Raw genomic sequence first — 24,241 nt, 5'->3', positions numbered from 1 at the left:
TCCTCTTCAGCACGGATTGAGTGGCGGTTCGCCGGCCAGGAAGCGGCGAACCTCTTCAGCCGCCTGTTCGGCGGCGACGGTGACGGTACGCACCGAGGCGCCCGCAATGTGCGGCGTCAGCGTGACGTTGGGGAGTTGCAGCAGCGGCCAATCCGCCGGCACCGGCTCGACCGCGAAAGTGTCGAGCATGGCGCCGCCGAGATGCCCGGAGGCCAGCGCATCATGGAGCGCCGCATAGTCGACCAGCGGACCGCGCGCGGTGTTGATCAGGAACGCGCCCTGCCTGATCCGCGCCAGTGCTTCACGCCCGATGAAGCCGGTGGTCTCCGCCGTGACCCGCGCGTGCAGCGTGACGATATCGGCCCTTGCCAGCAACTCGCCGAGCGCAACGTGCTCGACGCCGTCATTGCGGTCCGCCGCGCTGAGCTGGACATAGGGATCGGCGACCAGGATCTTGCAGCCGAACGCCTTGAGCAGCTTCACGACGCGGCTGCCGATCGCGCCATAGCCTATGATGCCGACGGTCATCTCGCCGAGCTCCCGCCCGGTGCGGTCGGCCCGGTAGAGATCGCCGCGCCACTCGCCGCCGCGCAGCGCCTCGTGGCCGCTGCGGATCAGGCGCGTCTCGGCGAGGATCGCGCCGATGGTGAATTCCGCTACCGCGCTGGCATTGCGCCCCGGTGTATTGACGACCAGCACGTTGTGATCCCGAGCCGCCTGCATGTCGATATTGACCGGCCCGCCGCGCGACACCGCGACGAATTTCAGTTTCGGCAGCCGCTCCAGCATCGACCGCGAGATCGGTGCCAGATGGGTGACCAGAAGCTCGGCCTCGCCGATGAAGGCGACGATGTCGTCCGGCTGGCCCATGAACTCCTTCAAGCCGTCGAGCTTCGAGCCGGCATAGCCGTGCTCCATCGGCTCGTCCGGCCAGGGCTGCTCGAGGATGCGGATATCGACGCCGTTGCCGCACGCGGCCGTGATGTGGTCGGCGAACACCGACGGCAGCATGAAACGGTCGCCGACGATGGCGATGGACCTAGACATGATCGCCTCCGGCGCGCAGCGCGGCAAGTTGTGTCCAGACCGGCCGCGACGCCAGCCTTGCATCGAGATAGGCGGGGAACATTGCGGCGTAGCGCTTCGCCAGCGCGGCGTCGGGCGGCTGCGGCGCGCTGAGATGAGGTGAAACCCAATGCTCGGCGCAGGCGGTCATGTCGGGATACGCATCGATCGTCACCGCCGCGATCATCGCGACACCCGCGGCGCCCGCCTCGCCGCGGCTGCAGATGCGGACGTTGCAATCCAGGGCAGCCCCGAGGATGGTGCCAAGCGCGCGGCTGCGCGATGCGCCGCCCGTGATCCTGACATCGCGCGGCAGCGAACCCATCGCGGCGTAGCAGTCGCGCGCGGCGAAGGCGAGCCCTTCCATCACGCCGCGCAGCAAGTCGCCAAAGCGATGGCGCGAGCGCAGGCCGAAGAATTGTGCGCTGGCCTCATGCGAGACGAACGGACCGCGTTCGCCGGCATCCGAGATGAACGGGTGGAACAACACCTCGCCGGGCCTGGCCTGCAGCACCTGATCGTCGAGCCGGCGGATCAGATCGGCACGGGAGCGCGTGACGCCCTCCGCCGCGAGCACGTCGCGCGCCAGATCGAGCATCCAGTCGATGTTCAGCGTCGCCGCCATGTTGGACTGCATCTGGGCGTAATGACCCGGCACCGGGAACGGCATGGTGTAGCCGGTCGCCTCTCCGTTCAGCGTCACCGCGTCAGCGCCGGGGACGAGGCGCATATGCATGCCGGTCGAACCGATGATGGTGCAGCCGACATCGGGGGCCGGATCATAGAGGCCGGCCCCGAGCGCGTTGCAGATCACGTCCACGTAGCCGAGGCAGACCGGAACGCCTTCCGTCAGTCCGGTCTCGATGGCCGCCGCTGCACTGAGCGGATGGGTTGTGGCCGCCCCGTCAACGACCTGCGGGAACAGCCGCGTCAGGTCGGCGATGCCGATCAGCCGCGCGCTCTCCGCGTCGAAGCCTCGCTTGCGGAAATCCCCGCAGGAGAATGTCGCTTCCGACGGATCGGTCGCGCGCTCGCCGGTGAGCAGGAAATAGAGCCAGTCCTTGCAATGGAACGCGGTCGAGGCGCGGGCGATGGTGTCAGGCACATGCGCCTGCAGCCATGCCAGCTGCGGCCCCTGCTGGCAGGCACTGAGCCCGGAGCCGGTGCGGCGGTAGAGCGGCGCATTGCGCTCGCCGGCACGGATCTCCTCGACCAGGCGGCCGGAGCGGGAATCGAGCCAGAGCAGTGCCGGCGCGACCGGTCGGCCGTCGTCGTCGATCAGCCAGGTGCCGTCGCCCTGCCCGGTGACCGCGATCGCCGCGACGCGCGCGGCCAGATCGGGAACGGCATTGGCAAGCCCGCGCAGGGCTGCCACCGTGTCGGTCCAGGTCCGCGCCATGTCCTGCTCGACATGGCCGCCCGCCGCGGTGCTGTAGGCATTCGGCAGCGCGACATCGCCGAGCTGTTGTCCGGCCAGCGTGAACGCCACGGCCTTGATCACGGAGGTGCCGGCGTCGATGCCGATGATCACGTCGCGGCTGGAGGACGCGGCCATGGTCAGGACGCCTCCGCGTGGCGAATGCAGGAGCCGTCGGTCGCAAAGATATGAAAGTGACGCGGCTCCAGCGCGAACGGGACGATGTCGCCGGGCCGCGCGGCGACCCGGCCCTGCGTCACCGCGATCAGCATCCGGCCGTCGCAATCGCCGGCGACATGCGACTGATCACCGAGCCATTGGTTGGAGACGACCTTGACCCTGACGGTCCCGGTTCCGACCGCGATCTTCTGCGGCCGGATGCCGATCCTGACCTGGCGAGCCTTGTCGAGCGCAGCCTCGAGTCCATTGTCTGCGATATCGAAGCTCATGCCCGATCCGGCCGACAGGCGCAAACCGCCATCCGAACGGCTCACGTCGGCGTCGAGCAGATTCATCGGCGGCTCGCCGATGAAGCTCGCGACGAACAAATTGGCGGGCCGGCTCTTCAACTCCTTCTCGCTGGCGAATTGCTGCAGCACGCCGCCCTCCATGACAGCGATCCGGTCGGCAAGCGCGCTCGCCTCGGTCTGGTCGTGGGTGACGAAGATCGCCGTCATGCCGCGCTCGGCGAGCAGGCTCTTGATCCGTCCGCGCAGCACCGCGCGGAGCTGCGGTTCGAGCTGCCCCATCGGTTCGTCGAGCAGATAGAGATCCGCATCGCGCACCAGCGCCCGCGCCAGCGAGACGCGCTGCTGCTGCCCGCCCGAAATCGCACGCGGGTAGCGGTCGAGGATGTCGTCGATCTCGATCAGGCGGGCGATCTCATTGACCCGCCGATCCACCTCGGCCCGCGACAATTGGGCGGACTTCAGCGCGAAGGCGATGTTCTCGCGCACGGTGAGCGGCGGATAGAGCGAATAGCCTTCGAACGCCATTGCCACCTTGCGGCGCGCCGGCGGCAGCTCGTGGATCGGCCGCCCGCGCAGCGCGATCGATCCGGCCGAGACATCCTCGAAACCCGCGATCATGCGCAACGTCGAGGTCTTGCCACAGCCCGACGATCCCAATAGCGCGACAATTTCGCCTTTCTCGACCACCATGTCGAGCGCACGCACGGCCTGGACCGGCTCCTTGCCGCGGCTGCGGTAGACTTTGTCGATGCCCTTGAGCTCGAGCATGTCCATGGCCATCCGCTCCCTATGCCGCCTGCCGGCGATGCGACAGGCCGATCTTCTGGCCGGTCGCGCGATCGAACAGCATCGCGGCATCGGCCGCGAAGCCAATGAACACGGCATCGTCGGCGGCCCCGCGCGGCGCCTCCGGCGGCAACGCCGCCAGCCATTCCGTCCCGTCCGCCAGGCGCAGCAGCAGCACCGCCTTCTCGTGCATCGGCGTGATCGCGAGAATCTTCGCCGGGATGGCGCCCTCGCCCGGCGACGACGACACCACCAGATCCTCCGGCCGCACCCCGAGCCAGCACTCCCGCTCCAGCGCATCGACGTCAGCCGAACCGAGGCCGACCATCGCGCCGGACACCCTGGCACACAGCGCGCCGTGCTCCGCGAAGGGCACGACCTCGGCGAGGTTGATCGTGGGATCGCCGAACAGCCGCGCCACCGCGACGGAGGCCGGCTGGGCATAGATCTCGTCCGGCGTTGCGACCTGCACGAGGCGGCCGCCGATCAGCACGGCGATGCGGTCGGCGATCGCCATCGCCTCGCGGTAATCCTGCGTCACATAGAGCACGGCGGCCGTGCCGCGGCGCAGCAGGCTCGGCAGCTCGAGCCGCATCTCGTAACGCAGCTTGGCGTCGACATTGCGCAGGGGATCATCCAGCAACAGCACCTCGGGGTTTCCGATCAGTGCACGCGCCAGCGCGGTACGCTGCTTCTGTCCGTTCGAGAGTTCGCGTGGCGTGTGGCCGAGCACGTGCTCGATCTTGAGCAGCTTGCTGATGGCCGCGACCCGGGTCGCGACGTCGCCGGCGGCCTTCGCCCGCAGGCCGCTTGCGATATTGTCGCGGGCGGACATGTGCGGGAACAGCGCAAAATTCTGGAACGCCATGCCGATGCCGCGCCGCTCCGGTGCGGCTCCGACGATCGAGCGGCCGCCAACCTGGATGTCCCCGTCATCGGGCTCGAACATGCCGGCGATCATGCGCAGCAGCACCGTCTTGCCGCTGCCCGAAGGCCCGAACACGGCGACGATCTCGCCGGGCTCGACCGTCAGCGACAGGGCGTCGGCCGGCCGCGCCGCGCCGAACGACTTGCTGACCGAATTGATGTCGAGACGCGCCATCGGATCAGCCTTTCACCGCACCGAGCGACAGACCCTCGACCAGGTAGCGCTGGGCATAGAGCGCCAGCAACAGCGTCGGCGTCACCGACAGCACGATTGCGGCCGCGATCTGACCATACTGGATGCCCGAGGCGGTGACGAAGGCGAGCGCGCCGACCGTCACCGGCTGCTTGTCGGCCGACGCCAGGATCAGGGCGAAGACGAAATTGTTCCAGCAGAAGATGAAGGACAACAGCCCTGCCGCGGCGATGCCCGGGCCTGCCAGCGGCACTGCGATGCGGGTGAATGCCTCGCGCCAGGAATGCCCGGCCAGCCGGTAGGCATGCTCGATGTCGGGGCTGATGTCCTCGAAGTAACCGCGCACGATCCACAGGATCAACGGCAATGCGATCAGCTGATAGACCCAGACGATGCCGAAGTAGGTGTCGTTGAGGCCGAGCTCCTGATAATAGAGCGACAGCGGCAGCAGCACCAGCAGCGGCGGCGCGAAGCGGAACGACAGCAGCGTGAATGCGATGGTTTCGCCGAGCCTGAACTTGAAACGGGCGAAGGCATAGGCCGCCGGCACGCCGAGCACCAGCGCCAGCATCACCGCCGCACTCGACAGCACGACGCTGTTGAAGAGGTTGCGCATGAAGGAGATCTCGAGATTGCCGGCCGCGGTGTGCAACTGGCCGGAGATCAGCGCCGTGTAATTCGCCAGCGTCGGCTCGAACAGGATGCGCGGCGGAATTCGCAGGATCTGCTCATTGGTCTGGAACGACATCAGGAAGATCCAGACGATCGGGAACATGAAGAAGATCAGGATCAGCGTGAGCGCCACGCCCCTGAAGATGCGGCCGGCAAGGCTGGAATGTTCCATCACGATCCTCCCGGCGTCACGCGTGGCCGTGCGCACGTTCGCGCAAGCGGAGCCAGTTCTTGATGAAGATGTTCGACAGGATGTTGGTGATGAGCCAGAGGATCATCAACAGCGCGGCCGACCGGCCGACATTGGTGTACTGGAAGAATTCCAGATAGGCCTGCACCTGGAACACCATCAGCCGGTCGCCCGGCCCGCCCTGCGTCATCGCGTAGATGATGTCGAACTGCTGGATCGAATCGAGCAGGCGGAACAGCGACGCGGTGATGATGTAGGGCGCCAGCATCGGCAGGGTGATGCGGAAGAACACGAAGCTCGCCGGCACGCCGTCGAGCGCAGCCGCCTCGAACGGCTGGCGCGGCAGCGAGCGCAGGCCCGCCAGCAGCAGGATCATGATGAAGGGCGTGTAGACCCAGACATCGACCAGCACGACCGTGAACAGCGCGGTCGACGGGTCGGACGCCCATTTGAAATCGCTGACGCCGAGCAGGCTGACGAAATAGGACAGGATGCCGAAGCTCGGATTGGTCATCAGCTTCCACATCAGCGCCGCGATTGCGGGGGCCGTCATCAGCGGCAGCAGCAGCATGATCGACACCGCGTTGTGGAAGCGGGTCGGACGGCGCAGCAGCAGCGCGATCGCCAGCCCGAGCAGCAGTTCGAGCACCACGGTCAGCACGGTGTAGGTGATCGAGATGCGAAGCGTATTCCAGAACGCCGGATCGGACAGGAAGTCGATATAGTTGCCGGCGCCGATGAAGCCGCGCAGATACGGCAGGTTCAGGCGGTAGCGTTGCAGCGAATAGACTGCCGCGGTCACGAACGGAACCAGGATCGCGATGCAGATCAGCAGCGCGGGCAGGCTCAGCAGATAAGGCAGGAGGCGGACACGCGGCCTGGGCTTGGCCGGCGCCGTCGGCGCTTTCGTCTGGAGGAGTTGGACCATGCTCATGATGATAAGGGATCGCTTTCGGCTGGCAACGCCGCCGACCCGGAACCGGCCGGGGTCCCGAGTCGGCGGTTTGGCGTGGTGCGGAGGAATCAGCACCACGCCGTCGGATTAGCCGAGACCGGCCTGCTTAAGCTGGCGGTTGATGCTGTCGGCGAGCTTGTCGAGCCCTTCGTCGACGCTGACTTCCTTCGCCACCATCTTCTGCAACGAGGCGGCCCATTCGGTCGTCAGGTCGAAGAACAGAGGCTGCGCCGTGAAGTAGATCTTGGCGCCGGGCGCCGAGACGTCATGCTGCTCGAGATAGCCGGGATAGGATTTCGCGATCCGGTCGCGGAACTCGCTGTCCTTCCAGACCGACGCGCGCACCGGGTTGACGAAGTCCATCTTGCGGGCGCCGAACAGGTCGTGCTCGGTCGAGGCCGCCCATTGCATGAACAGCCAGGCCGCGTCCTTCTGCTTGGAGAAGCTCGACATCGCGAGCGACCAGATCCAGACGTTCGGGGTCGGCGCCTTGGCGGCCGGATTGGCGGCGAACGGCGCGTAGCCGAGATGCCCCTTCTCCTTGTTGTCGCCGCCATTCATGAAGTAGCCGAGGATGTCGGCATCGAAGATCATGCCGGAGGCGCCGGCGCCGAGATCGGTGCCGACCTGGTACCAGGTGTAGGTCGACCAGTTCTTCGGTCCGGAGGTCTGGATCATCTTGACCCACTTCTCGTGGAAGTCCTTCGAGGCCTTGGTGTTCATCGCGGCCTTCAGCTTGCCGCCCTCCATCACGAAATCCTTCTGGCCGAAGTTCGAATAGGCCGAGAGGAAGCCGGGATGGATGGTCGCCCAGGAGCGCGAGCCGCGCACGCCGATGCCATAGGGACCGCCGGCGTCCTTGGTGATCTTGGCCGCGACCTCGAGCATCTCGTCGAGGTTCTTCGGCGGCTTGACGCCGACCTTGTCGAAGATGTTGCGGTTATAGGTGATGTTGTTGAGCTCGTAGCCCCAGGGAATGCACCATTGCTTGGCCTTGCCCGAACCGAGTTCGGAGCCGGCGACCCCGTCCCATGCGGTCGAGGCGCGCAGGCCCGGCAGCACGTCGTCCCAGGCGAAGGCCGGGTTGGTCTTCGCCGGATCCTTGATGTAGGTGTTGAGGTCCTCGATCCAGCCGGCCGGGCCATAGGTCCAGGTCATGTAGGCGCCGGTCATGAAGGCGTCGTACTGGTCCGACTTCGAGGACAGCGCCGCCGTCACCTTGTCGAAATAGACGTCTTCCGGGAAAATGTCATAGGTGACGTTCATGCCGGTCAAGGTCTTGAACGCCTCGATGTCGCCGATCATCGCGTCGACATAGGGATGCTTGTTGAGCAGCAGCTTGACGCTCTTGCCGCTCTGGGCCTTCCAGTTGAAATCCGCGGCCATCGCCCGCGACATCGACGAGGCGAACGCCGCATTGGCGGCGACGCCGGCGATGCCGAGCTTGGCGGCGCCGTCGAGAAGATCGCGACGGCTGATGCGTTTGGCGGCGTAGGAGTCGAACAGATTCTTCTCGCGGTCGAACATGTATTTCCTCTCCTTGTGGACGCTTGTTACGTTTCCTTCCGGGCCTTGCTTCTCGTCTTGCCGGATGTTGTCCCCGGCTTGTCGGTGGCGAGCGCTTTCGCGGTCACTTCGTCGATGATCAGGCCATGCAGCACGCCGCTGCGCAGCACACCGCGCAACGCCGTCACCTTGGCCGGACCGCCGGCGATCGCGACGATGCGGTGCTGCCTGAGATCCGCGACGCTCATCGAAGTCGCGCGCGCCGAGAGATCGGTGTCCAGCACCGTTCCGTCGGCACTGAAGAAATGGCCGAGCAGGTCGGCACAGGCGCCGACGCGCTTCAGTTCGGCGACTTCGTCGGGCTTGATCATGCCGCTCGACACCAGGAACCCGTCGCGGCTGACCTGGCCGATGCCGACGAACAACAGCGAGGCCCTCCGCGCCAGCGCAAACACGTCGGCGATGCCGTATTGCTGCATCAGCACCGCGCGGTCGGCGACCGAATTCGCGAACACCGGCACCGGCAGCAGGTAGGCATCCGCACCGGTGCGCTCGGCGAGGCGATGGATCACGTCGAAGGGGTTGGCGGCGAATTTCCGCGTGAGACCGCCGAGCAGCGAGACGAATTGCACGTCGCGCGCCGGGGTCTGCGGCATCTGCTCGACAACAGCGGCGAGCGTGCGGCCGTGGCCGACGCCGATCACCTTGTCGTCGCCGCGTTCGAGGATCTGGCGGAGGAAGCTCGCGCCTTCCAGCGCCAGCGCCTTCAGCGGCAACTCGGCCTCGCCGAGATCGGGCGCGACGCGGCAGAACGCGAGACCAAAGCGCTGAGCCAGATCGTTCTCGAGCGCGACGCATTCGGCAACCGGGCCTTCGACGAAGACGCGGATCATGCCCTCGCGGCTGGCCCGCGCGATCAGCCGGTGCGCCTTGGTGCTCTGGATGTTGAGGCGGTCGGCGACCTCTGACTGGGTCAACCCTGCCGCGAAATATAGCCACGCCGCTCGTGTTGCGAGCGAAGCTTCGCCATCGATCACCGGCAGCCTGGCGGACGGGGGAGCCATTTCCCGAAAAGTCCTCTTGCAAATTTCTTCACCGCTTGCAAAAAATTGCAGAGGTCGAACGGGGCGTCAATCCCCCAAACGTGCTGCAGCGCAACCGACATCGAGATGCGTCGGCGCGCGGGCACCGCAATCACGGTGAGGTCGCATGGGAGGTTTGTTCCTCGGCATTGATGTCGGTACCGGCGGAGTCCGTGCCTGCGCGATCGATGCAGAGGCCGGCATCCGCGGCTTCGCGTCAGCCGCGCTGCCCGCGCCGCGCGTCGACGGCGACGCGGTGGATCAGACGCCGGAGCTTTGGTGGATGGCCACCGTCGCGGCGGTCCGCAAGCTTGGCGAGACGGTCGACCTTCGCGAGATCGCGCGCGTCGCCGTCGACGGCACGTCCGGAACGTTGCTGCTGATCGATGCGAGTGGCCGCCCCTGCTCGCCAGGGCTGATGTACAACGATGCCCGCGCCAGGCATGAGGCCGCGCGCGTTGCCGCGACCGCGCCGGCGGAAAGCGGCGCGCACGGCGCGAGCAGCGCGCTCGCCAAGCTGCTGTTCCTGCTTGACCACGGCTATGTCGGCGATGCGCGCCACGCCGTCCACCAGGCCGACTGGATTGCCGGACGGCTCACGGGCTGCCATGGCTTCAGCGATGAGAACAATGCGCTGAAGCTGGGCTACGATCCGGTCGCGCGCGACTGGCCGTCGTGGCTCGAGCAGCTTGGCGTGCGGTACGATCTGCTGCCGCAGGTGCTGGTGCCGGGAACGCCGATCGCCGATATCGATCCTGGGATCGCGCGCACGCTGGGCCTGCCGCCGTCCGCGCAGGTCGCGGCCGGCACCACCGACGGCGTCGCCGCCTTCGTCGCGACGCGTGCCGACCAGCCGGGTGATGCCGTCACCTCGCTCGGCACCACGCTGGTGGTGAAGCAACTGGCGACGCAGCCGATCTTCGCGGCCAGTCAGGGCGTCTATTCGCACCGGCTCGGCGAACGCTGGCTCGCCGGCGGCGCGTCCAATTCCGGCGGTGCGGCGCTGCTGATGCATTTCACCGCCGACGAGATGGAGCGGCTGACGCCGCAGGTGAAACCCGACGAGCCGACCGGTCTCGACTACTATCCCCTGCCAAAACCCGGCGAACGCTTTCCGATTGCCGATCCTGCGCTCGCGGCGCGGATCACACCACGCCCGGCGGAGGACTGCCGGTTCTTTCAGGGTCTGCTCGAAGGCATCGCCTCGGTGGAAGCGCTCGCCTATCGCCAGCTGGCGCGGCTCGGTGCGCCGGGCCTGCGGCGCGTCATCGGGATCGGCGGCGGGGCGAGGAACGATGCGTGGACCAAAATCCGCCACCGCGTGCTCGGCGTTCCCGTCTCGATCGCCGAGCAGACCGAAGCGAGTTATGGCGCCGCGCTGCTGGCAATGAATGGCGGCCCGCCATGAATGCCGGTGCGACCGCAATCACCGGCTTGCGTGTCATTGCCGACCATTTCGACCACGTGCTGCTCGACCAGTGGGGCACGCTGCACGAGGGCCTGGCGGTGTTTCCCGACGCCCATGAATGCGTGGTGAAGCTCCACGAGGCCGGCAAGCGTATCCTGATCCTCTCCAACTCCGGCAAGCGCGCGAACAGCAATCAGCGGCGCCTCACCGCGCTCGGCCTGCCGTCGGATGCCTATGACGGCGTGCTGTCGTCGGGCGAAGTCACCTGGCGCGGCCTCAAGGCGCGCGAGCACGGCCCATTTGCGGGCCTTGGCAACCGCTGCTTCCTGATCTCGCGTGACGGTGATCGCTCGATCGTCGACGGGCTCGACCTTTCCGTCGTCGATGATGTTGGCGATGCCGATTTCGTCCTGCTGGCGGGACTCGACGACAGCGCCGCCGATCCCGAGCAATGGCGCGACCGCTTGACGACAGCCGCGCGACGCAAGCTGCTGATGCTGTGCGCCAATCCCGATCTCGTGATGTTCGGCGTCAACGGGCTGGTCCCGGCGCCGGGCGCGCTGGCCGCGTTCTATCAGCGGCTCGGCGGCAGGGTGACGTTCGTCGGCAAGCCGCACGCGCCGATGTTCGCGGCCGCGCTCGAACGCCTGGAGCATCCACGCCCCGAGCGCATCCTGGTGATCGGCGATTCGCTCGATCACGACATCGCGGGCGGTCGCGCCGCCGGCATGCTGACCCTGCTGATCGGCTCGGGCGCCCATCGCGAGATCCTGGAGCGATCGAGCGACCCGTCGCACGTGATCCGGAATGTCGCCGGCGCGGCGCGAATGCCGCACTGGACGATGCAACATCTGGCCTGGTGAGAAATCCACGATGCGAGAGCCCCAAGTCCTGAACGAACTTCGCCGCATGTCGGCGCGTGTCGGCCGGAATATCCTGCTGGTGCAAGGTGCCGGCGGCAATTCATCGCTCAAGGACGGCGACGTGCTGTGGGTGAAAGCGTCAGGCACCTGGCTTTCAGACGCCGAGGACAAGGACATTTTCGTGCCGGTCGCGCTATCCGCGGCGCGTGCGGCGCTGGCCGCGGGCGACGAGCGCGCGCCGCTCGCCCCCGGCGCGCAGACCACGCTCCGCGCCTCGATCGAGACCGCACTGCATGCCCTGATGCCGCACCCCGTAGTGCTGCATGTTCACTCGGTCAACACCATCGCATGGGCGGCCCGGACCGATGCCGGCGAGGAGTTCGCCGAACGATTGCAGGGCCTGTCTTGGCGCCGCCTGGGCTATCATCATCCAGGTCTGCCGCTCGCGCAGGCGGTGCAGGAAACAATCGCGCAAGGCCGCATCGACGTCCTGGTTCTCGGCAATCACGGCCTCGTGGTAGGCGCCGCCACGTCGGCGGAGGCCGAGGCGCTGGTCGCGGACGTCGAGACGCGTCTGGCGCTCCCGCCGCGCAATGCCGCGGCCGCGGACCACGATGCGCTTTTACGCATGTGCGCAGACACCGACTATCGTCTTCCCGGTGATCCGCTCAGCCATGGCAGCGCCACCGATCCGCACAGCCTCTCGATCGCGACACGCGGCTCGCTCTATCCGGATCACGTGGTTTTCCTCGGGCCGGCGATGCCGGTGCTGGCGGCGGACGCAAGCCTCGCCGCCGAGAGCGCACGTGTCGCGGCCGTCGGCTTGCCGCCACCGGTCGCCTATCTCATTCCGGGGACAGGCACCTTGATCCGAAAGGATGTCAGCGCCGGCGCGGAGGCGATGCTTAGCTGCCTCGCTTTGGTCACCGGCCGCCTGCCGCTCACCGCCAACATTACGTATCTGTCGGCGGCCAACGAGCAGGCGTTGCTGAACTGGGATGCCGAGCACTACCGGCAGCAGCTCACGGCCAACCGCTGACGACCTCAGCTCCCCAGGAACGCCGGTGCCAGGTCTTCCTGCACGATGATGTCTGCGGTTTCCGGCGTCAGCTCGCTGCCGACGAGATCCAGATTCTTTGCGGCTTCGAAGAGCAGCGCCCTGACTTCGTCCGCCGTGAGCACACCCTTCGCGACGAGCTTCCGCACCAGGGCCTGCAGAATCAAAGCATCGATCTCGCCATGAGCAAGCTGTGTCGCCTTGCCGATCATGATCGCCTCCCGGATCTTCGCTTGAAAACGCTTTAGCCCGCGGGTCGCCGGAGATCCTCGTGCAATTGCTCGAACGCCCGGCGCAGGCCGTGAAGCTGATCGACGAGATGGAGGATGACGTCGACACCCTCGTCGTTGACGCCGAGATCGCCTTTCAGATCCCGGATCAGATGGGCCCGCGCGACGTCGGTGTCGGAGAAGCTCATTTCTGCGGTGGTCTGGTCCGGGATCAGCCACTGCTGCTCGATCCAGAATTCCAGGGTATGCACTTCGATATCGGCACTGCTCAGGAACTGCTTCTTGTTCATGATCATGATGCGCCATCCTCGCGCGGATTGAAGGCTTTCCGGTCCCACCTGGAGACGAACTCCTCAAGCTCGGGATCCGGCGCCTTGGGCAGGACCACCTTCAGCTTGACGAATTCATCGCCGTGACCGCCGCCGGGTCGGGGCGCGCCCTTGCCTCGCAGCCGCATGGTCGTGCCGGTATTCGATCCTTTCGGGACCGTCATGGTGACGTCGCCGGTCGGCGTCGGAACGCGAACCTTGCCGCCGAGCACGGCTTCGGGCAACGAGATCGGCAATTCCAGCGAGATGTCGTCGCCATCGCGCGCAAAACGCGGGTCGGGGCGGACCTCCACCTCGATCAATGCGTCGCCGGGACCGCCCTTCCCGCTGCCCGGCGCGCCCTTGCCGCGCAACCGGATGACTTGCCCTTCGACAAGACCCGGCGGAATCGTCACGTCGAGCGTGCCTCCATCGGGCAGTGTCAGGCGCTTGTTCGCACCGGTGATCGACTCGGCGAAGTCGATCACCAGGCTGTAGTGCAGATCGCGCCCGCGCCGGTTCGCACGCGCCTGCTCGCTCCGCCTCAGCAGCTCCGCAAGCGCCTCATCCGAGTCCACGAAATCCGCGTATCCGGAGCTGCTCGCATAGGGATGCCCCCCGTCCGAGTGGGCAAAGTCCCGATAGTAGTGATGTTGCGGCCGCTCGGCACCGCTCGCATCGATCTCGCCGGCATCGAAGCGCTTGCGCTTCTCGGCATCGCCGAGCAGATCGTATGCACCGGCGACTTCCTTGAATTTTTCTTCGGCTGCCTTGTCGCCGGGATTGAGATCCGGATGCAGCTTCTTCGCCAGCTTTCGGTATGCCTTCTGGATGTCGGCCGACGAAGCCGTCGAAGCAACGCCGAGAACCTCGTACGGATTTCTCACCGGCTACTCCGCAAGACCGTTGGTTCAATCGAAATCATGAGGGCTGAAAACAGGACGATTTGCAATACCGTTGCCGCCGGCCTCGCGGTCAAGCGACCCGGTGATCCGCGCGACTGACCTGCGTGCGGGACGCGCTAGGACGTATGCCCGGGGTCGAGATATTTCGGCATGTTCTTTTCCTGCTGCGGCGTCATTTTGGCAGTGTCCGGCTTGCCTGGAACGCCCCTCGGACCGAGCAGAGCTCGCGTCATGTCGTCTTCGCTCAAGCGCGGCTTGCGGTCGTCGAGTTGCCCGTCGCCGCCGTGCCCCTGTGCCATGAGTGACCTCCCGTCGATGATCTCACGAACGTACTGTTCAGAGAAGACATCGCGCTCCGCCAGACTTGGTCGGCGGAGCGCGAACACGATGCTAATGCTGCTCGGGCCGACGTTCCTCGGCCGGGTGCCCCGCGGCAGCAGGCGGACGCTGCGGAGCCGGCTGAACTCGCGGCGCAGGCGCCTGGGGCCGCGCCATCTGCTCTGGTCGCGCCTCAGGGCGGGCCATAGGCTCCGGTCGCGCTTCGGGCCTAGCGGCAGGCTCGGGCCTCGCGGCAGGCTCCGGTCGCGCCATCTGTTCGGGCCGCTTCTCCTCGACGGCGGGCCGGTTCTCCCGGACGGCAGGCCGCGCGGGCTCCGTCGCCGGCCTTGTTGGCTCGATCCGCGTTTCGGCACCGGGCACCGCGCGCTTTTCCTCAACGGCAGGCCTGTTTTCCTGGGCAGGCGCGCGCGCCGGGAGGTCCTTTCCGGGGACCGGAAGCGCATGCGACGCCCCTGCGGGCGCGGGCTCAGCGCCCGGTCGCCGCGGCTCCTCCGCGGCCGGCCGTGCGCCATTCGCCGGCAAAGGTTCGCCGGCCGGCCGCGCGGCGACCACACCCGGCCCCTTCAGCTCGCCGGGGCGCGCCGTGGCACCGACTGCCGGCACGCCATTGTTGGTGCGCTTGAACAGGCTCGGGTCCTGGCTCGCAGTTTCGACTTGCTTGCGCTGCAACGACGTCGGCGCGAAGCGCTGCTCCTTGGCGATGGTGCGATCTTCAGCGGTCGGCCGTGCCTCGGTGCCGCCCTTGCCGCCATTGAAGCTGACGTTGTTGATGGTCTGATTGACGGTGACGTTCTTCTCGTAGACGTTCGTGATCCTTGCCCCCTGCAGATTGTTCACGCTGCGATTGTAGAAGAAGTTGCCATGATCCCAGCGTCCGCCCTCGTAGCCGAGGCCGGTGTAGCCGAAGCCGTAATTGATGCCGCCGTAGAAACCGACGCGATCGCCCCAATAACCGGGATGGAAAATGTAGCCGCCGGCAAACCAGCCCCAATAGCCCGGGGTCCACAACAGCCCGACGCGCGGCGGCTCAACCCAGGTGCCTGGGACCCAATAGTAATCGCCGCGATCCTCGTCCCAGGACCATACGCCTGGTGACCAGATATAGCCGGGTCCGGGTACGGGCGGCTGGTCATAGACCGGCAGTGGTGGCGGTGCGGTTTCGACGGCGGTGACCGGCGCGCAAGCTGCTTCCTGCGCGATCGCCGGCACGGCCGTCAAACAGGTGGTGCAAAGGAGCGCCGCAGCTATCACTGCGCGCGACACGGACGAGGGCGAATGAAGTTTCATTTTGAAGGGAGCCTCTTTCTTGGTGAACACCTTGAACGAGAGAACAGGAACAAAAGTTCCGCACACCGGCGCTGAACCGGCGCGCATCATCGCTACTGCCTGGACCTTACACGGAGCTGACGTGGAGACCTTTTCGCGTCACCGCTCATTTCGCATGAAACTTGATCGCGGCATGGGCGCCGTCGCAGAACGGCTTGTTCTTGGATTCGCCGCATCGGCACAGCGTCACCCGATTGCGCACCTCGTACTCGGCGCCATCTGCAGCAATCAACGCGATGCTGCCGCGCAGCCAGATCGGCCCGCTACACGACTCGGCCGGGTCCTCGATCAGGCCGATTGATGGTGCGAGCTCGGGTTCGAGCGCGGCGCCTCGCTGCTTGTCCCACACCACGAGACGTCCCGACGGGCAATTCTGTACCTGCCGAATGAACGTCGCGCGTGTGCCTGGATCGTCGCTGTCGGCGACTTGACTCCAGACCTGACCGTTCGGATCGCAAAACCGCGCAAACGCACACAGGCCCTCGACATCGAGCAGCGCCAGCGACGGCCCGTCAAACGTCTTGGCCTGGCCGAGGAACGGCGCACGGTCCGCAACCTCGGTCCCGTCAAAGCCGATCCTGGTGTGGGTGCCGTCGCAGAACGGTTTCTTGTTGGAATGGCCGCAGCGGCAGAGCGCATATCGCGGCCCGGCCGGCGGCAAGTCGCGTTCGATCCAGGCCTCGGAAGATCCATCGGCGCCGGTCGCGATCACCTGCTCCGACAGCCTCACGCCGCCCGCGACCATATACGGACCGTTCTGCGTGACGGTCACACTCATTTTGCCGTCTGATTGTTTCACAGCTTCCCCTTCCATGGTCTCCCGCCGACAATTGACGCGCATCGTCCGTTTTAGTTCCCGCGCGAGGTCTCATGCCGCCGTCGCCGTCATGAAAGGACAGCACCGCTCTCCAATTGCGCGCTGTCGCCAGCGCGATCGATGTGCCCGCGCCGACTGCGAACCGGCAGACGGCTCCGGACGTTGACTATCCCCGGAAAGGACCACACGATGAGCAGCAACGAGGTCAGGCCGCAACGAATGCCAAATGACGGTCATCGTTCCGCCATCTGTCGGCAGGGGAGATGCGCGTGGCAGCTCGTTTGATGCAGATCGTCTGACCGCGTTGTTGCCTTGAGGTGCGACGATGAACGTAGAAAAATACACAGATCGCCTGCGCGGCTTCATCCAATCGGCACAATCGCTCGCGATGCGCGAGGGAAATCAGCAGTTCACGCCGCTCCATATCCTGAAGGTATTGCTCGACGACAGCGAAGGCCTGGCCGGTGGCCTGATCGACCGTTCGGGCGGCAACTCGCGCGCGATCCTGAAGGCGACCGAGGAGGCGCTCGCAAAGCTGCCGAAAGTCAGCGGCGCCGGCTCGGGACAGATTTATCTCGCGCCCGAGACCGCGCGCCTCTTCACTGCGGCCGAACAGGCGGCCGAGAAGGCCAGCGACAGCTTCGTCACCGTCGAGCGGCTGCTGCAGGCGCTCGCCGCCGACAAGGACAGCGAGGCGGGCAGGTTGCTGGCCCGGGGCGGCGTCAATCCGCAGAATCTCAACGCCGCCATCAATGCGCTGCGCAAGGGCCGCACCGCCGACAGCGCATCGGCGGAGAATGCCTATGACGCACTGAAGAAATATGCCCGCGATCTCACGCAGGCGGCGCGCGACGGCAAGCTCGATCCGGTGATCGGCCGCGACGAGGAGATCCGCCGCACCATCCAGGTGCTGTCGCGGCGGACCAAGAACAATCCCGTGCTGATCGGCGAGCCCGGCGTCGGCAAGACCGCGATCGTCGAGGGCCTCGCGCTGCGCATCGTCAATGGCGACGTTCCGGAAAGCCTGCAGGACAAGGCGCTGCTCGCGCTCGATCTCGGTGCGCTGATCGCCGGCGCAAAATATCGCGGCGAGTTCGAGGAACGGCTCAAGGCCGTGCTGCAGGAGGTAACGTCAGCCGAGGGCGGCATCATCCTGTTCATCGACGAGATGCACACGCTGATCGGCGCCGGCAAGGCCGACGGCGCGATGGATGCGTCCAACCTGCTGAAACCGGCACTCGCCCGCGGCGAGCTGCACTGCATCGGCGCGACCACGCTGGATGAATATCGCAAGCATGTCGAGAAGGATGCCGCGCTGGCCCGGCGCTTCCAGCCGGTGTTCGTCTCGGAGCCGACGGTCGAGGACACGATCTCGATCCTGCGTGGCCTGAAGGACAAATACGAGCAGCATCACGGCGTCCGGATCGCCGACTCTGCGCTGGTCGCCGCCGCGACACTCTCGAACCGCTACATCACCGACCGCTTCCTGCCCGACAAGGCCATTGACCTGATGGACGAGGCGGCGGCGCGGCTGAAGATGCAGGTCGATTCCAAGCCGGAAGAGCTGGATACGCTCGATCGCGAAATCATCCGGCTGAAGATCGAACAGGAAGCGCTGAAGAAGGAGACCGATCGCGGCTCCAGGAGCCGCCTGGAGACGCTGGAGACGGATCTCGCCGCCCTGGAAAAGAAGTCGGCCGACATGACGTCGAAATGGCGGGCCGAGAAGAGCAAGCTCTCCGATGCGCAGAAGATGAAGAGCGAGCTCGAACAGCTTCGAACCGAGCTCGCCAATGCGCAGCGCAAGGGCGAGTTCCAGAAGGCAGGCGAACTGGCCTATGGCCGCATTCCCGAACTCGAGAAGAAGCTCGCCGCGGTCGAGGCCAGCGAGACCTCGTCGGCCAGCGAGACCGTGACCGCCGACAATATCGCGCAGGTGGTGTCGCGCTGGACCGGCGTGCCGGTCGACAAGATGCTGGAAGGCGAAAAGGACAAGCTGCTGCGCATGGAAGAGATGCTTGGCAAGCGCGTCGTCGGCCAGGCCCCGGCGGTTCGCGCCGTGTCGACCGCGGTCCGCCGGGCCCGCGCCGGCCTGCAGGACCCCAACCGTCCGATCGGCTCCTTCATGTTTTTGGGCCCGACCGGCGTCGGCAAGACCGAATTGGCAAAGGCGCTTGCCGAATATCTGTTCGACGACGAGACCGCGATGATCCGCCTCGACATGTCCGAATACATGGAGAAGCACTCGGTCGCGCGGCTGATCGGCGCGCCTCCCGGCTATGTCGGCTACGACGAGGGCGGCGCGCTCACCGAGGCGGTGCGGCGGCGGCCGTACCAGGTCGTGCTGTTCGACGAGATCGAGAAGGCGCATCCCGATGTCTTCAACGTCCTGCTGCAGGTGCTGGATGACGGCCGCCTGACCGACGGACAGGGCCGCACCGTCGACTTCCGCAACACGCTGATCATCATGACGTCGAACATCGGCGCGGAATATCTCGTCAACCAGCCGGAGGGCCAGGATACCAGCGTGGTGCGCGACCAGGTGATGAACATGGTGCGCGCGCACTTCCGCCCCGAATTCCTCAACCGTATCGACGAGATCATCCTGTTCCATCGACTGCAGAAGAGCGAGATGGGACGGATCGTCGAGATCCAGTTCGCGCGCCTGCGGAAACTGCTTGATGACCGCAAGATCGAGTTGGAGCTCGACCCGAAAGCGCGGGACTGGCTGGCGGACAAGGGTTGGGATCCGGCTTTTGGCGCCCGCCCGCTCAAGCGCGTGATCCAGCGCAGCGTGCAGGACCCGCTGGCCGAAATGATCCTCGCCGGCGACGTACGTGACGGCTCGCAGGTGAAGATCTCGGCAACCAGGGCCGGCCTGACCTTCAACGGCAAGAAGCCGGACACAGCATCGGCGGACGAATTCGAGCAGGCATAGAATATCGCCGACACTGCGCCGTGTCATTGTCGCGTCGTCTGCCGATCGTCATATGCTGGCAGGCCTTCAACCAGGGAGGATGCGATGTCAAACCCGAACATCAGGAGCGGCATGGAGGTGATCGGCGCCGACGGCGTGCATATCGGCACGGTCGATCGCGTCGAGAGCAATCGCATCAAGCTCAAGAAGAGCGACAGCGGCGAAGGGCTCCACAAGGGGCATCATCACTACATCGAGCTCGGCTTCGTCGCCGGCGTCGAAGGCTCAAAGGTTCGGCTGTCAGCCGTTGCCGCAATTGCCGTGACGCTCGAGGAAGAGAAATCCGGAAAGCCGACCGGTCCTTCCGCTGAAGCCTAGCCCTTGTAAAGGTGCCGGTTGCATGCTCCTCTCCTGTCTCCGGTGTCCGCCGGGCGATCTGCCCTTGCTCTCGGTCGTCGTGCAATAGCAGTTCAGTAAGGAGAGATGCGTGCCATCAGCCGTCCCGCAACCGGTCGCTGCGAAGCTGACGCGCGCCGCCATCTTCCTTGCCGTCACGATCAAGCCCGATCCGGCCCATGACCCGGTCGTGCGCGCGCTGTGCGGCGATCTGGCCGCACTCATACGCGCGGTGGGCTTCCGCGACCTTGAAGGCCGGCTGTCATGCGTCATGGGGATCGGATCGGACGCATGGGATCGATTGTTCGGCGTCCCCAAGCCGAAGGGTCTGCACCCGTTCCGCGAGATCCATGGCGTTCATCACGCTGTCGCAACACCGGGCGATCTGCTGTTCCACATCCGCGCCGTACCGATGGACCTGTGCTTCGAGCTCGCGACCCAGATCATGACGCGGCTTGGTGACGCGGTCGGCACGTCGGACGAGGTGCACGGCTTCAAATATTTCGATGAGCGCGACCTGCTCGGCTTCGTCGACGGCACGGAGAATCCGGAGGACCAGGCCGCAATCGATGCCACCATGATCGGCGACGAGGATGCCGCCTTTGCCGGCGGCAGCTATGTGATCGTACAGAAGTACCTCCACGACATGACAAAGTGGAACGAACTGCCGGTCGAGATGCAGGAGAAGATCATCGGCCGCACCAAGCTGTCCGACATCGAGCTGGATGATGCCGTGAAGCCGAGCTACGCGCACAATGCCCTCACCACGATCGTGGAGAATGGCGAGGAACTCGACATCGTGCGGGACAACATGCCGTTCGGCAGCGTCAGCAAGGGCGAGTTCGGCACCTATTTCATCGGCTATGCCAGGTCGCCGCACCGGATCGAGCAGATGCTGGAGAACATGTTCGTCGGCCGCCCGCCCGGCAATTACGACCGCCTGCTCGATTTCAGCCGCGCCGTGACCGGCACGCTGTATTTCGTGCCGTCGGCGACATTCCTCGAGGATGCCGCGAGCGCAGGACCAGCCCCGCCGCCCGCCGACCCGTCACCCGACGACGATCAGGCCGACAACACGCCGACACAAAGAATACCGCCGTCCGATGGCTCGCTCGGGATCGGCTCACTGAAAGGAGAGGCTGGACATGAATAACCTTCATCGGGGACTCGCCCCCATCTCGGAAGCAGCATGGGCCCAGATCGAAGAGGAAGCCTCGCGTACGCTCAAGCGGCATCTGGCGGCGCGTCGCGTCGTTGACGTCGACGGCCCCAGGGGCACGGATTTTTCCGCGGTTGGCACCGGCCATTTGAAGAAGATCGCGACACCGGGCGACGGGGTCGAGGCCACGCAGCGCGACGTCCGGGCCCTCGTCGAGTTGCGCGTTCCGTTCGAGCTCAGCCGCAAGGCCATCGATGATGTCGAGCGCGGCTCCAACGATTCCGACTGGGATCCGCTGAAGGACGCCGCGCGCAAGATCGCCTTCGCCGAGGACCGTGCGGTATTCGATGGATACGCGGCCGCAGGCATCCAGGGCATTCGCCAGGGCACCAGCAACCCGGTGTTGACCTTGCCACCGAGCGTGAAGGGATATCCCGGCGTGGTCGCACAGGCGGTGAGCCAGTTGCGGCTGGCCGGCGTCAACGGACCCTACACGCTGCTGCTCGGCACCGAGCCGTACACCGCCATCGGCGGCGCCACGGACGACGGATATCCGGTGCTGCAACACATCCAGCGCCTCCTCGACGGAAAGATCATCTGGGCGCCGGCGATCGAAGGTGGCGTCGTGCTGACCACCCGCGGCGGCGACTTCCAGCTCACGATAGGTCAGGACCTCTCGATCGGCTATCTCAGCCACACGGCGGCGTCGGTCCAGCTCTACTTCCAGGAGACCATCACCTTCCTGATGCTGACAAGCGAGGCGTCGGTGGCGCTCGCGAAGGATGCGAAGAAGCCTGCCTGACGGCCGACAGTATCAAGACCTGCTTCAGCCATCGAGGGGCGAGCCGTCAAGTGTATGAAGAGGAGTCGTTCAATGCAGGAATACGATCTCTACATCAACGCGAAGAAGTCATCGATCGGTCTCTATGTCCGCAAGGGCGCAGGTGTTCCCGATCTCGCCGACAGCAAGGACTGGGTGTTCGACGGCACCGCGACGCAGGCCAACCTGCCGCCGAAGATCGTGAAAGAGATCGAAGCCAACGGACACGCCTTTCGCGACATGGATTGAGCGCCTTCGCCGCGCTCACCTCTCGCCGACCTTGACCGGAGCGGTCTCCGGCATCAGGCCCATGGCGATGAGGCCGACGGTCGCCGCGAGCAGCAAATACCAGGACGGCGCCAGCGGATCGCCCGTCACGTGCAGCAACCACGTGACCACGAGCTGCGCCGTTCCGCCGAAGGTCGCGATCGCGACGGCGTAGATCGTGGCGAATACGCCGCCCCGAATGTTCTGCGGCAATGCTTCGGTGAAAGCCGCATAGAACGCCGTGAACGGCAGCGAGCCGATGAACGACAGGATGCCGAAGCCGAACAGCAGCGACCACGCCCCGGGCGCCTGCACGATCCAGAGGAAGGCCGGATAGGTCAGCACGAGCACGACCAGTTGCGGCCAGAACATGATCGGCTTGCGTCCGAACCGATCGGCCAGCCAGCCGCCGAACACCGCACCAATGATCTGCAAGCCATTGCTCACCAGCGATACGGTGAATGCCAGGGACGACGAGACGTGCAACGTGGTCTTGGCGTAGGTCGTCATATATTGCGTCACATAGGTCGAGATCGTGCCGCTGGCGAGGATCATCAGCGCCAGCACGATCACGCGGACATGCCGGCGTGCCAGCGCGACATGGCTCGAACTCTCTGCGCTTCCGGCCGCGCGCTCGCCATGCGAAATCGTCTCCGGCAGGGTTCGGCGCATCCACAGGCCGAACGGCAGGCAGACGGCGCCGATCAGAAATGCGAGGCGCCAGCCATAGGTCTGGAGCATCTCCGGCGACATCACGCTGCTCAGGATCACGCCGACCAGGGCGCCTGTGGTAGCTGCGATCTCCTGGCTTGCGGGCTGCCACGCCACGACCACGCCGCGACGCCTCGGCGAGGCGATCTCGATCAGATAGGCTGTGGTCGGACCGACCTCGCCGCCAAGCGCAAAGCCCTGCACCATTCGCGCGGCGATCACGACGATCGGCGCCGCGACGCCGATCGCGGCATAGGAGGGCGTGAGTGCGATGGTCAGGATCGCGGCGCCCATCAACGCGAAACTAAGCAGCATCGCGGGTCGCCGGCCGACGCGGTCGGAGAAGATGCCGAGCACGACGCCGCCGATCGGCCGCGTCACGAAGCCGGCACCGAACGTCGCCAGCGACAGCATCAGGCTGCCATATTCGCTTTGCGCAGGAAAGAAAGTGTGTCCGATCTCGATCGCAAAGAAGCTGTAGGTGATGAAATCGTAGAATTCGAGCATGTTGCCGATGGTTGCGGCAAATGCGGCGCGCGTGACGTTGAACTCGTCTCTACCTTCGAGAGCCGGCGACAAATCTCGGTTCCCCGCGCGCCTGTTTCACCTGGCAGTATCGATGCTCCGGCGACGTTAGGCAAGGCGCGGCACAGACACGTGTCTTGCCCGACAACGCGCATCTTGAATCCGGGTCCCACGCGTCAGAGATTGCGCTTGAGCACGTAGCTATCCATGATCCAGCCATGCCGCGCGCGCGCCTCCTGCCGGACGGCGGCAATTCGCGGGCCAACATCCGCGAGCGCTCCCGACACGATGATCTGATCGGGCATGCCGAGATAGGCCCCCCACCAGATCCGTATCCCTGCCGGATCAAGCGACTCGAATGCGGTGCCGCCGTCGAGCATCACGACCACGGTGTCAGCGCCGGATGGCCAGCCTCCCTCGCGCAGCCGTCGTCCCGTCGTGACCAGAAACGGCTCTCCGATCTCGTTCAGCGGCAGCGCGTGCGCAGCGCACAGCGCCTGGATCGACGTAATGCCCGGGATCACGTCGATCGCAGGCATCGGATTCAGCCGTCGCGCGATCCGCAGGGAAGAGTCATAGAGAGAAGGATCGCCCCAGATCAGCAGCGCAACGCGTCCCTCGCCGCCGAGATGACGCTCGATCGCCCGTGACCAGGTTGCGGCGACCGCATCATGCCAATCGTCAACGCCCTTGTGGTAGTCAGCCTCACCCGCATCGCGCGCCGGCAGATCAAACTCCGCGATACGGGTTTTCTCGTTGGTGAGAACATCCGCGCAGATCATCCGGCGCAACTCGGCAAGGTCGGACTTCTGGCGCCCCTTGCGCGGGATCAGGACAAGATCCGCGGCGTTGATGGCGCGGATCGCGGCCAGGGTGATCTGCTCAGGATCGCCGCAGCCGATGCCTATCAGGGACAGCGTCAGCATCGGA

The 24,241-nt window shown here is 65.8% G+C and carries 24 protein-coding genes; 8 read left to right on the top strand and 16 right to left on the bottom strand.

From position 1 onward, the window contains the following. Positions 1-6: 6 nt before the first annotated feature. The 8 genes from JQ586_RS03350 to JQ586_RS03315 all read right to left on the bottom strand — a co-directional run bounded on the left by JQ586_RS03350 (position 7) and on the right by JQ586_RS03315 (position 9,245). Positions 7-1,047, bottom strand: coding sequence for a 2-hydroxyacid dehydrogenase (locus tag JQ586_RS03350; protein WP_212393074.1), 1,041 nt, complete (start codon positions 1,045-1,047; stop codon positions 7-9). After that, positions 1,040-2,620 carry an FGGY-family carbohydrate kinase gene (locus tag JQ586_RS03345; RefSeq protein ID WP_212393073.1) on the bottom strand — a complete coding sequence of 527 codons (1,581 nt, stop codon included), beginning with the start codon at positions 2,618-2,620 and terminating at the stop codon, positions 1,040-1,042. Before JQ586_RS03345 ends, JQ586_RS03350 begins: the two co-directional genes overlap by 8 nt. Positions 2,621-2,622: 2 nt before the next feature. Beyond that, positions 2,623-3,726, bottom strand: a complete 1,104-nt coding sequence (locus JQ586_RS03340; RefSeq protein ID WP_409410953.1) for an ABC transporter ATP-binding protein — start codon at positions 3,724-3,726, stop codon at positions 2,623-2,625. Positions 3,727-3,739: 13 nt separating this feature from the next. Then, positions 3,740-4,840 (bottom strand): ABC transporter ATP-binding protein, encoded by a 1,101-nt coding sequence (locus JQ586_RS03335; protein ID WP_212393072.1) that lies wholly within the window; start codon positions 4,838-4,840, stop codon positions 3,740-3,742. Positions 4,841-4,844: 4 nt separating this feature from the next. Continuing rightward, complete coding sequence (locus JQ586_RS03330; RefSeq protein ID WP_212393071.1) at positions 4,845-5,702, bottom strand: carbohydrate ABC transporter permease; 858 nt, start codon at positions 5,700-5,702, stop codon at positions 4,845-4,847. Positions 5,703-5,718: 16 nt separating this feature from the next. Further along, positions 5,719-6,648 carry a carbohydrate ABC transporter permease gene (locus JQ586_RS03325; protein ID WP_212393565.1) on the bottom strand — a complete coding sequence of 310 codons (930 nt, stop codon included), beginning with the start codon at positions 6,646-6,648 and terminating at the stop codon, positions 5,719-5,721. Positions 6,649-6,762: 114 nt separating this feature from the next. Beyond that, on the bottom strand, positions 6,763-8,202 hold the full coding sequence (locus JQ586_RS03320; RefSeq protein ID WP_212393070.1) for an extracellular solute-binding protein: 1,440 nt from the start codon (positions 8,200-8,202) through the stop codon (positions 6,763-6,765). A gap of 26 nt (positions 8,203-8,228) precedes the next feature. Beyond that, positions 8,229-9,245 (bottom strand): sugar-binding transcriptional regulator, encoded by a 1,017-nt coding sequence (locus JQ586_RS03315; RefSeq protein ID WP_212393069.1) that lies wholly within the window; start codon positions 9,243-9,245, stop codon positions 8,229-8,231. Between the two features lie 145 nt (positions 9,246-9,390). Between JQ586_RS03315 and JQ586_RS03310 the strand changes: the two genes are divergently transcribed. From JQ586_RS03310 to JQ586_RS03300, 3 genes are read left to right on the top strand one after another with little or no spacing between them, the layout of a single operon-like run. Continuing rightward, the gene (locus JQ586_RS03310) at positions 9,391-10,671 is read left to right on the top strand and encodes an FGGY-family carbohydrate kinase (RefSeq protein ID WP_212393068.1); all 1,281 of its coding nucleotides are present in this window, start codon (positions 9,391-9,393) and stop codon (positions 10,669-10,671) included. After that, on the top strand, positions 10,668-11,534 hold the full coding sequence (locus tag JQ586_RS03305; RefSeq protein ID WP_212393067.1) for a TIGR01459 family HAD-type hydrolase: 867 nt from the start codon (positions 10,668-10,670) through the stop codon (positions 11,532-11,534). The genes JQ586_RS03310 and JQ586_RS03305 overlap by 4 nt, the downstream gene beginning before the upstream one ends. A 10-nt stretch (positions 11,535-11,544) precedes the next feature. Next, positions 11,545-12,573: a class II aldolase/adducin family protein gene (locus JQ586_RS03300; RefSeq protein WP_212393066.1), complete on the top strand. Its 1,029-nt coding sequence runs from the start codon at positions 11,545-11,547 to the stop codon at positions 12,571-12,573. Positions 12,574-12,578: 5 nt separating this feature from the next. Here JQ586_RS03300 and JQ586_RS03295 read toward each other — a convergent pair whose 3' ends face one another. The 6 genes from JQ586_RS03295 to JQ586_RS03270 all read right to left on the bottom strand — a co-directional run bounded on the left by JQ586_RS03295 (position 12,579) and on the right by JQ586_RS03270 (position 16,477). Next, positions 12,579-12,803 carry a hypothetical protein gene (locus JQ586_RS03295; RefSeq protein ID WP_212393065.1) on the bottom strand — a complete coding sequence of 75 codons (225 nt, stop codon included), beginning with the start codon at positions 12,801-12,803 and terminating at the stop codon, positions 12,579-12,581. Positions 12,804-12,835: 32 nt separating this feature from the next. Beyond that, positions 12,836-13,111 carry a chaperone modulator CbpM gene (locus JQ586_RS03290; RefSeq protein ID WP_212393564.1) on the bottom strand — a complete coding sequence of 92 codons (276 nt, stop codon included), beginning with the start codon at positions 13,109-13,111 and terminating at the stop codon, positions 12,836-12,838. A 2-nt stretch (positions 13,112-13,113) separates the two neighbouring features. Next, a complete protein-coding gene (locus JQ586_RS03285) occupies positions 13,114-14,016 on the bottom strand; it encodes a DnaJ C-terminal domain-containing protein (RefSeq protein ID WP_212393064.1) in 903 nt (300 codons plus the stop codon). A gap of 134 nt (positions 14,017-14,150) precedes the next feature. Further along, positions 14,151-14,333 (bottom strand): hypothetical protein, encoded by a 183-nt coding sequence (locus JQ586_RS03280; protein ID WP_212393063.1) that lies wholly within the window; start codon positions 14,331-14,333, stop codon positions 14,151-14,153. Between the two features lie 91 nt (positions 14,334-14,424). Further along, complete coding sequence (locus JQ586_RS03275) at positions 14,425-15,660, bottom strand: YXWGXW repeat-containing protein (protein WP_212393062.1); 1,236 nt, start codon at positions 15,658-15,660, stop codon at positions 14,425-14,427. A 145-nt stretch (positions 15,661-15,805) separates the two neighbouring features. Continuing rightward, the gene (locus JQ586_RS03270) at positions 15,806-16,477 is read right to left on the bottom strand and encodes a CDGSH iron-sulfur domain-containing protein (RefSeq protein WP_212393061.1); all 672 of its coding nucleotides are present in this window, start codon (positions 16,475-16,477) and stop codon (positions 15,806-15,808) included. Between the two features lie 364 nt (positions 16,478-16,841). Between JQ586_RS03270 and clpB the strand changes: the two genes are divergently transcribed. The 5 genes from clpB (at position 16,842) to JQ586_RS03245 (ending at position 22,057) form a co-directional block, all read left to right on the top strand. After that, positions 16,842-19,454: an ATP-dependent chaperone ClpB gene (clpB, locus tag JQ586_RS03265; protein WP_212393060.1), complete on the top strand. Its 2,613-nt coding sequence runs from the start codon at positions 16,842-16,844 to the stop codon at positions 19,452-19,454. An 84-nt stretch (positions 19,455-19,538) separates the two neighbouring features. Then, on the top strand, positions 19,539-19,811 hold the full coding sequence (locus JQ586_RS03260; protein ID WP_212393059.1) for a DUF2171 domain-containing protein: 273 nt from the start codon (positions 19,539-19,541) through the stop codon (positions 19,809-19,811). 109 nt (positions 19,812-19,920) lie between these two features. Beyond that, positions 19,921-20,982: a Dyp-type peroxidase gene (locus JQ586_RS03255; protein WP_212393058.1), complete on the top strand. Its 1,062-nt coding sequence runs from the start codon at positions 19,921-19,923 to the stop codon at positions 20,980-20,982. Beyond that, complete coding sequence (locus JQ586_RS03250; protein WP_212393057.1) at positions 20,975-21,790, top strand: family 1 encapsulin nanocompartment shell protein; 816 nt, start codon at positions 20,975-20,977, stop codon at positions 21,788-21,790. The genes JQ586_RS03255 and JQ586_RS03250 overlap by 8 nt, the downstream gene beginning before the upstream one ends. 72 nt (positions 21,791-21,862) lie before the next feature. Next, positions 21,863-22,057, top strand: a complete 195-nt coding sequence (locus tag JQ586_RS03245; protein WP_212393056.1) for a hypothetical protein — start codon at positions 21,863-21,865, stop codon at positions 22,055-22,057. A gap of 15 nt (positions 22,058-22,072) precedes the next feature. Here the strand turns inward: JQ586_RS03245 and JQ586_RS03240 are convergent, their stop codons facing one another. Both JQ586_RS03240 and cobF read right to left on the bottom strand, forming a co-directional pair. Continuing rightward, the gene (locus JQ586_RS03240; RefSeq protein WP_283815411.1) at positions 22,073-23,365 is read right to left on the bottom strand and encodes an MFS transporter; all 1,293 of its coding nucleotides are present in this window, start codon (positions 23,363-23,365) and stop codon (positions 22,073-22,075) included. A 122-nt stretch (positions 23,366-23,487) separates the two neighbouring features. After that, positions 23,488-24,237 carry a precorrin-6A synthase (deacetylating) gene (gene cobF / locus JQ586_RS03235; RefSeq protein ID WP_212393562.1) on the bottom strand — a complete coding sequence of 250 codons (750 nt, stop codon included), beginning with the start codon at positions 24,235-24,237 and terminating at the stop codon, positions 23,488-23,490. Between the last annotated feature and the right edge of the window lie 4 nt (positions 24,238-24,241).

The organism is Bradyrhizobium jicamae, from assembly GCF_018130215.1.
In the GTDB taxonomy this organism is placed as follows: Bacteria; Pseudomonadota; Alphaproteobacteria; order Rhizobiales; family Xanthobacteraceae; genus Bradyrhizobium; species Bradyrhizobium jicamae_A.
This window is presented reverse-complemented; position numbering and strand designations above follow the sequence as displayed.